Below are 8,835 nucleotides of genomic sequence, written 5' to 3' on the forward strand. Positions count from 1 at the left end.
CTGACAGTCATACTGAGTGACTGTCTTTCTTATGATAATATTTACCGAACCGATTGTGAATAACATAAGGGTTTTAGCTTATACCATAATAATTATTGATGAATAGACTAGGGAGAGTGATTTAATTTGTGAAAATTAATTCACTCAAAATGAATAGGAAAGGAGAAATCCAATGTCACAACCAAACATCCCCAATATTTCCCCGAACATCAGTCTCACTAGAGAAGAAGTAATTAATTTGCTTTTGGCTTCAATCGCTATGGAAGAAATAAGTCTGGCGCATATTTTGAATGCTGAAGGAGAAAAACTTCAGTACGCACTTGGAACGTTGCCTGGACTAACATCTGCGGCAACGCTGCCAGAAATATTGCAAGTAAATGAAAGCGTTCAAGAAATGCTCGAGCTTGCAATGAAAAAAGAGCTATTGTTAGACAATAAGCTAAAGAAAGTTACTGATATCAGTGGGAATGCAGGTCCAACCGGCCCAACCGGCCCAACCGGAGCTACAGGTCCAACAGGTCCAACCGGTCCAACGGGAGCAACAGGAGCAACGGGAGCAGCCGGAGCCACTGGCGCAACTGGAGCCACAGGAGCAGCCGGACCAACAGGAGCAGCGGGTGCAACCGGTCCAACAGGAGCAGCCGGAGCCACAGGAGCAGCGGGTGCAACAGGAGCAACGGGAGCAGCCGGAGCCACTGGCGCAACTGGAGCCACAGGAGCAGCCGGAGCCACAGGTGCAACAGGAGCAACGGGAGCAACGGGAGCAGCCGGAGCCACTGGCGCAACTGGAGCCACAGGAGCAGCCGGACCAACAGGAGGAACTGGAGCCACAGGAGCAGCCGGACCAACAGGAGCAACTGGAGCCACGGGAGCAGTTGGAGCAACTGGTCCAACAGGAGCAGCCGGTGCAACAGGAGCAGCCGGAGCCACAGGAGCAGCGGGTGCAACAGGAGCAACGGGAGCCACGGGAGCAGCCGGAGCCACTGGCGCAACTGGAGCCACAGGAGCAGCCGGACCAACAGGAGCAACGGGAGCCACGGGAGCAGTTGGAGCAACTGGTCCAACAGGAGCAGCCGGTGCAACAGGTGCAACCGGAGCCACAGGAGCAGCCGGACCAACAGGAGGAACTGGAGCCACAGGAGCAGCCGGTGCAACAGGTGCAACCGGAGCCACAGGAGCAGCAGGTGCAACAGGAGCAGCAGGTGCAACAGGAGTAGCTGGAGCCACAGGTCCAACGGGAGCAGCAGGTGTAACAGGTGCAACTGGTCCAACAGGAGCAGCTGGAGCCACAGGTGCAACTGGTCCAACAGGAGCAATTGGAGCCACAGGAGCAACAGGTCCAGCAGGAGGAGCCACAGGAGCCACGGGTCCAGCTGGAGCCACAGGAGCCACAGGTCCAGCAGGGGCCACAGGAGCAACAGGAGCCACGGGTCCAGCGGGAGCCACAGGAGCAACAGGTCCAGCGGGAGCCACAGGAGCAACAGGTCCAGCCGGAGGTGTCGGTTTATCTGCATTCGATCAAAGCCAAGACGGTGTTCTGATCGATTTAGATACTGAAACCTCAGTACTTGACCTAATTGTAAATACCGATGGCACTCAAACGTTAAAAATTGATTCAATGGTAGAGGTTGATATAGTTGCAGGTTTAAGTACTACCTTCCAATACACTATTGATTACTCACTTTTTAGAGACGGAGCGGTTATTGCAACAATTTCTGAGTCAAATGAAGGAGAGAAACCAGCTGCGGTTGTCCGATTATTCAGTGATATACCTAATCTGACATGGTTTGATACACCAGCTGCTGGTGCTCACACTTATGAAATCAGATTAACTGTTTCAGGTACGAATATTCTTACTGTAACTGCAAGTACAAGGGCACTCAACGTAATTGGATTTTAGTTAAAGAACGATCTTAAAGGCAGTTCAGCATATGCTGAACTGCCTTATCAGTTTTTTGAAAACTACTGAATTTAATGCCCCCATTAAGGCTGTCTGCTTATGCAGCAATCTTTATAGTTCATATACTATTAGGGAGCTCTATATGTTTGTATATGCTCTAAATTAATATGAAAGGATGTGAACAAGTGACAATAGAAAACAGAATAATTAATGGAGGCTTTGAAACAGGGTTTCTAGCGCCATGGACAGGATTAAACGCATCCATTACTTCACAGGGGAGTCATACTGGAATATATAGCGCACTTTTATCAACACCTTCAGTGGCTTTAATTTCACAAACAGTGAATATTAATCCAGGAGAAAGGTTTGAAGTACTCGCTTCTTTTTCAAAAACTACTAATAATGCAAGTCCCACCGTCGTAATTCTACTAGATTACTATGATGCAGCTTTTAATTATTTGGGACGAGGTGTGACTATAAGTATACAGACAAACAGACTTTCTGCCCCAGGTATATGGTTAGAAGCATATGGTACAACGAGTCTGGCTCCTGCAGGTTCCGCATTTGGAGTTCTCCTCATACAAAAACTTTCACTCTCAAACAGTTCATCAATTTTAGTAGATGATGTAGCCCTTTTAACGGTTGAAGGGACAATTGGGCCAACGGGAGCCACCGGAGCAACAGGAGCAACAGGAGCAACTGGAGCTACAGGATCAACAGGACCAACCGGAGCCACCGGAGCAACTGGACTAACAGGAGCAACAGGAGCTACGGGAACAACTGGACCAACAGGAGTCACCGGAGCAACTGGAGTAACTGGAGCAACAGGCGTAAAGGGAGCTACAGGAGCAACGGGTCCAACTGGTCCTGCTGGTGGATCAACAGGCCCAACAGGAGCCACAGGTGTAACAGGTCCAACAGGCGTAACCGGATCAACCGGTGCAACAGGAGTAACCGGAGTGACTGGAGTAACGGGTGCCACAGGAGCAACAGGCGCCACAGGAGCGACCGGAGCTACAGGAGCAACCGGACCGACAGGAGCCACGGGTCCAACTGGTCCGGCTGGAGGTTCAACCGGAGCTACGGGGCCAACTGGAGCAACCGGAGCAACTGGTGTAACTGGCGCAACGGGTGTAACCGGAGCTACTGGAGTAACCGGAGCTACTGGAGTAACCGGATTAACCGGAGTTACAGGCGCAACAGGACCAACAGGCGCAACAGGAGCAATGGGCGTAACCGGAGCCACAGGAGCAACTGGCGCGTCAGGAGCAAAAGGTCCAGCGGGAGCAACAGGTGTGACCGGAGCTGCTGGAATAACCGGATCTACCGGAGTTACAGGAGCCACTGGACCAACAGGCGCAACAGGAGCAACTGGAGCCACTGGAGTAACTGGAGTCACAGGAGCAACCGGACCGACAGGAGCCACGGGTCCAACTGGTCCGGCTGGAGGTTCAACCGGAGCTACGGGGCCAACTGGAGCAACCGGAGCAACTGGTGTAACTGGAGTCACTGGCGCAACCGGAGCCACTGGCGCAACGGGTGTAACCGGAGCTACTGGAGTAACCGGATTAACCGGAGTTACAGGAGCCACTGGACCAACAGGAGCAACAGGAGCAACGGGCTTAACCGGAGTCACCGGAGCCACAGGAGCAACTGGCGCGTCAGGAGCAACAGGTCCAGCGGGAGCAACAGGTGTGACAGGAGCTACTGGAGTAACCGGGTCAACCGGAGTTACAGGCGCAACAGGAGCAACTGGCGCGTCAGGAACAACAGGTCCAGCGGGAGCAACAGGTGTGACCGGAGCTGCTGGAGTAACCGGATCAATCGGAGTTACAGGAGCCACTGGACCAACAGGCGCAACAGGAGCCACTGGAGTAACTGGAGCCACAGGAGCCACAGGAGTCACTGGAGCAACTGGTGTAACTGGAGTCACTGGCGCAACAGGAGCAACAGGGTCAGCGGGAGCAACGGGTGTGACCGGAGCTACTGGAGTAACCGGATTAACCGGAGTTACAGGAGCCACTGGACCGACAGGAGTCACAGGAGCAACCGGGCCAACCGGAGCCACAGGAGCATTCGGATCAACCGGAGTAACCGGAGCAACTGGCGCAACCGGAGTAACCGGAGCAACTGGCGCAACTGGAGCAACCGGAGTAATAGGTCCAACCGGGGTAACAGGACCAGGAATTTTCGAATGGGGAGAGGAAACTGTTTTTTGGGCTGATTCAAGTGCTGTAGGTCCAGGAGATGGGACGCCTGAAAATCCGTTTAGTTCTTTACAGGCTGCTATTACTGCTGCGACAACTAGCCCATTTGCAACAACTTTCGGCATGAGAGCTCGTCTTGTAATATTAATAGCTGCAAATTCAGTATTTAACGAAGATATTGTAATACCGCCAGCCAGACATGTTCAATTGCTAGGTCTTGGCCCGTGGGTACTTGGCAGTGGAGATTTAGCATTTTTTGAATCTTCAGTTCCTAGAAATATAACCATTCAAACAAATTCTAACCTTGAAAGTTTCTATAATCTTCAAGGTCCAGCATTCCAGGCACGACCAGTTACGGTTATAGGAACATTTAATAATGGCAGCTCAGTTAGTACACACACAGCCTATACCGACGGTGCAATTATTAGTGGAAATATAATATTTGAAAATGTTTATCTTCCAGATCCATTCAGTACAATCGAATTTCAGCTTTTAAATGCAAGAGTGGAAGGAAGCATTATAGGTGATCCAGTAAATCCGACACAGGGTCAAATCAATACCTATATTTACCAAAGTAGAATCAATATTATTAATAAACCCGGGATGAGAATTAATCGTATGGTCGACACAAGAGTAGACGGGACCATGACGTTCACAGGGTATTCCAATATCGTAGATTCCTGGATTAGAAGTACTGTAACTGTTACATCAGCGATCACTGACGTACCCCCAGTAGGGATTTTTAATACCCAGTTCGGAACGATAACTTGGGATGGGCCGCTCGTATTAGATTCCTCCTCAAATTACTATTTTGTAAATTCAGGATCAACTTTGGTAACAGGGCCTAAAACAATACTATTTAGCCTAGCGTAAAAATGGGATCACTCTTTTAAAAGTGCAGAGGATGTTCTGCACTTTTTTAGTATAGAAAAATCTGTTTATCAAGCATTTTACTAATTTAAGAACAATTTAAAAGAATCAAATAAAGACAGGGACAAATGTTTAAACAAACATAGTTTTATTTTCATAAGATGATATGAAGCTTTTCTATAAGAAAGGATGTGAAAAAGTGACCATTGAAAATAAAGTAATAAATGGTGGATTTGAAACGGGATCATTGCCGCCATGGACAGGATTAAATGCTTCTGTCACTTCTCAGGCAAGTCATTCAGGCACATTTAGTGCCTTATTATCGACGACATCAGTAGCTTTTATAGCTCAAACCGTAACGATCAATCCGGGAGATAGATTTGAGATTATTGCTTCATTAGCCAGACAGAATAATAACCCTAGTCCTCCTATCACCATCGTTTTAGATTACTACGATTCTTCATTTAATTTTTTAGGAAAAGGATTAGTCCTCAATGTATTATCCAACAGGCTGCCACCAGCTGGAGACTGGTTAGAGGTATATGCAACTACTACATTAGCACCTCCAGGAGCAGCGTTCGCAGTAATCCTCATTCAAAAACTAGGTTTAGCCAACAGTAGTCCAATACTAGTAGATGATGTTGCATTATTAACAGTAACTGATGTGGGAGGACCAACCGGGCCAACAGGAGCCAAAGGTCCAACGGGAGTAACGGGAGTAACGGGAGCCACTGGAGCAACCGGAGTAACGGGTGCAACAGGAGCCACTGGAGCCACTGGAGTCACAGGAGTCACAGGAGTCACAGGTGCAACTGGAGTAACGGGTGCAACTGGCGAAACTGGAGCCACAGGAGCAACAGGAGCAACCGGAGTAACTGGCGCAACAGGAGTAACTGGCGCAACCGGAGCAACAGGATCCACAGGAGCAACCGGTGTAACTGGAGTAACAGGGGCCACAGGAGCAACCGGAGCTACTGGAGCCACTGGAGTAACGGGTGTAACAGGAGCGACTGGAGTCACCGGAGCAACTGGCGTAACTGGAGTAACTGGTGCAACAGGACCAACAGGAGCAACTGGCGCAACAGGAGTCACGGGTGTAACCGGAGCCACTGGAGTCACAGGAGCCACCGGAGTAACAGGAGCTACTGGAGTAACAGGAGCTACTGGAGTAACAGGAGCAACTGGAGTACCAGGAGCCACAGGAGCAACGGGTGCAACCGGAGCAACCGGAGCCACAGGAGTAACAGGAGCAACGGGTGCAACTGGAGCCACAGGAGCAACGGGTGCAACTGGAGCCACAGGAGTCACTGGCGCAACTGGAGTAACTGGTGCAACAGGAGTAACAGGAGCGACTGGAGTGACAGGTGCAACAGGTGTAACTGGAGTCACAGGAGCCACTGGAGCATCTGGCCCAACTGGATCGACGGGTGTAACAGGAGCAACTGGAGTAACAGGATCCATTGGAGCAACAGGCGCAACCGGAGTAACAGGAGCCACCGGAGCCACTGGAATAACTGGTGCAACAGGAGTAACCGGAGTAACAGGAGCGACTGGAGTCACCGGAGCAACGGGCGTAACTGGAGCAACCGGAGCCACAGGAGTCACTGGAGCAACTGGTGTAACAGGAGCAACCGGAGCCACTGGAGTCACAGGAGCAACAGGTATTACTGGAGTAACTGGAGCAACCGGAGTCACGGGTGTAACTGGTGCAACAGGACCAACAGGAGCAATCGGAGTCACAGGTGCAACTGGCTCAACCGGCGCAACTGGAGTAACGGGTGCAACTGGAGCCACGGGAGTAACAGGAGCTGCAGGAGTTACAGGAGCAACGGGAGCCACAGGCGCAACCGGAGCCACTGGAGTCACAGGAGCAACAGGTATTACTGGAGTAACTGGAGCAACCGGAGTCACGGGTGTAACTGGTGCAACAGGACCAACAGGAGCAACCGGAGTCACAGGTGCAACGGGCACAACAGGAGTAACAGGAGCCACAGGAGTAACTGGCCCAACTGGAGCAACGGGAGCAACCGGTGCAACGGGAGTCACAGGAGCAACCGGTGCAACGGGTGTAACAGGAGCGACAGGAGTAACGGGCGCTACGGGAGTAACAGGAGTAACCGGAGCCACAGGAGCCACAGGAGCAACTGGAGTAACGGGTGCGACTGGTGCAACTGGAGCCACTGGAGTAACAGGCGTAACCGGAGCAACAGGCGTAACAGGAGTAACAGGCGCAACTGGAGCCACAGGAGGAACAGGAGCAACGGGTGTAACCGGAGCAACAGGCGTAGCTGGAGCGACTGGAGTAACCGGAGCCACAGGAGCCACAGGAGCAACTGGAGCCACAGGTGCAACAGGAGTCACAGGAGTCACAGGAGTCACAGGAGCCACAGGAGCCACAGGAGCAACTGGCGTAACTGGTGCCACTGGAGTCACAGGAGCCACCGGAGCAACTGGCGCGACTGGAGTAACTGGAGCCACAGGCGTAACAGGAGCCACCGGAGTAACGGGTGCAACTGGAGTAACTGGAGCCACAGGCGTAACAGGAGCCACCGGAGTAACGGGTGCAACTGGAGTAACTGGCGCAACAGGCGCAACAGGAGCCACTGGAGCAACCGGAGTCACAGGTGCAACTGGAGCCACAGGAGCAACTGGAGTCACAGGTGCAACTGGAGCCACAGGAGCAACTGGAGTCACAGGTGCAACTGGAGCCACAGGAGTAACTGGAGCAACTGGAGTAACCGGAGTAACCGGAGCAACAGGAGTAACTGGTGCGACTGGCGCAACTGGTGCAACTGGAGCCACAGGAGTAACTGGCGTAACAGGAGCCACAGGCGTAACAGGAGTAACGGGTGCAACTGGAGCCACAGGAGCCACCGGAGCAACTGGAGTAACTGGAGCCACCGGAGCAACTGGAGTAACTGGTGTGACTGGAGCAACAGGAGCCACTGGCGCGACTGGAGTAACAGGAGCCACAGGAGCTACTGGACCAACAGGTGTAACAGGACCAACAGGAGTAACTGGAGTAACCGGAGCCACTGGTGTAACAGGCGCAACCGGAGTAACGGGTGCAACCGGAGCCACAGGTGCAACTGGACTAACAGGATCCACTGGAGCAACCGGTCCAACAGGAGTTACCGGCGTAACGGGAGCGACTGGAGCCACAGGAGTAACCGGAGTAACTGGCGCAACCGGAGTCACGGGTGTAACCGGTGCAACAGGACCAACAGGACCAACAGGTGTAACTGGAGCAACAGGCGCAACCGGAGTAACGGGTGCAACAGGATCCACTGGTGTAACAGGAGCCACAGGCGTCACTGGAGCAACTGGAGCAACTGGAGCCACGGGCGTAACAGGAGCAACAGGAGTCACAGGAGCAACAGGATCCACAGGCGTAACAGGAGCAACGGGTGTAACAGGAGCAACAGGCCCAACCGGAGTCACCGGAGTCACCGGAGCAACGGGCGTAACTGGTGCAACAGGACCAACAGGAGCAACCGGAGTAACAGGTGCAACTGGCGCTACAGGAGTCACAGGAGCAACGGGTGCAGCTGGAGTAACTGGAGCAACCGGAGCGACTGGAGTAACTGGAGCAACAGGAGTAACCGGAGCAACCGGTGCAGGAGTAACCGGAGCAACAGGCGCAACGGGTGTAACAGGAGCCACTGGAGTAACCGGAGTAACTGGTGCAACAGGAGTAACAGGAGCGACTGGAGCAACCGGAGCAACTGGCGCAACCGGAGCAACGGGAGTCACAGGAGCAACCGGAGCCACAGGAGCAACCGGAGCCACTGGAGTAACCGGAGCAACAGGAGTCACTGGCCCAACTGGAGCAACCGGAGCAACTGGTGCAACCGGAGC

Annotated in this window: 3 protein-coding genes; all 3 read left to right on the forward strand. The window is 52.5% G+C overall.

Features of this window, described 5'->3' with window-relative positions; genetic code table 11:
* Window positions 1-172: 172 nt before the first annotated feature.
* Window positions 173-1,900 carry a collagen-like protein gene (locus P6709_RS18125; RefSeq protein ID WP_278242335.1) on the forward strand — a complete coding sequence of 576 codons (1,728 nt, stop codon included), beginning with the start codon at window positions 173-175 and terminating at the stop codon, window positions 1,898-1,900.
* Window positions 1,901-2,085: 185 nt separating this feature from the next.
* Window positions 2,086-4,980, forward strand: coding sequence for an NTTRR-F1 domain (locus P6709_RS18130; RefSeq protein ID WP_278242336.1), 2,895 nt, complete (start codon window positions 2,086-2,088; stop codon window positions 4,978-4,980).
* Between the two features lie 196 nt (window positions 4,981-5,176).
* The coding region (locus tag P6709_RS18135) for an NTTRR-F1 domain (protein ID WP_278242337.1) at window positions 5,177-8,835 on the forward strand (3,659 nt) is incomplete at its 3' end.

It is taken from the genome of Jeotgalibacillus sp. ET6, from assembly GCF_029667115.1.
Lineage (GTDB): Bacteria > Bacillota > Bacilli > Bacillales > Jeotgalibacillaceae > Jeotgalibacillus.

What these genes read in the sequence shown, in the direction of transcription:
- P6709_RS18125 (WP_278242335.1), top strand. Translation starts at nt 173, where the DNA reads ATGTCACAACCAAACATCCCCAATATTTCCCCGAACATCAGTCTCACT.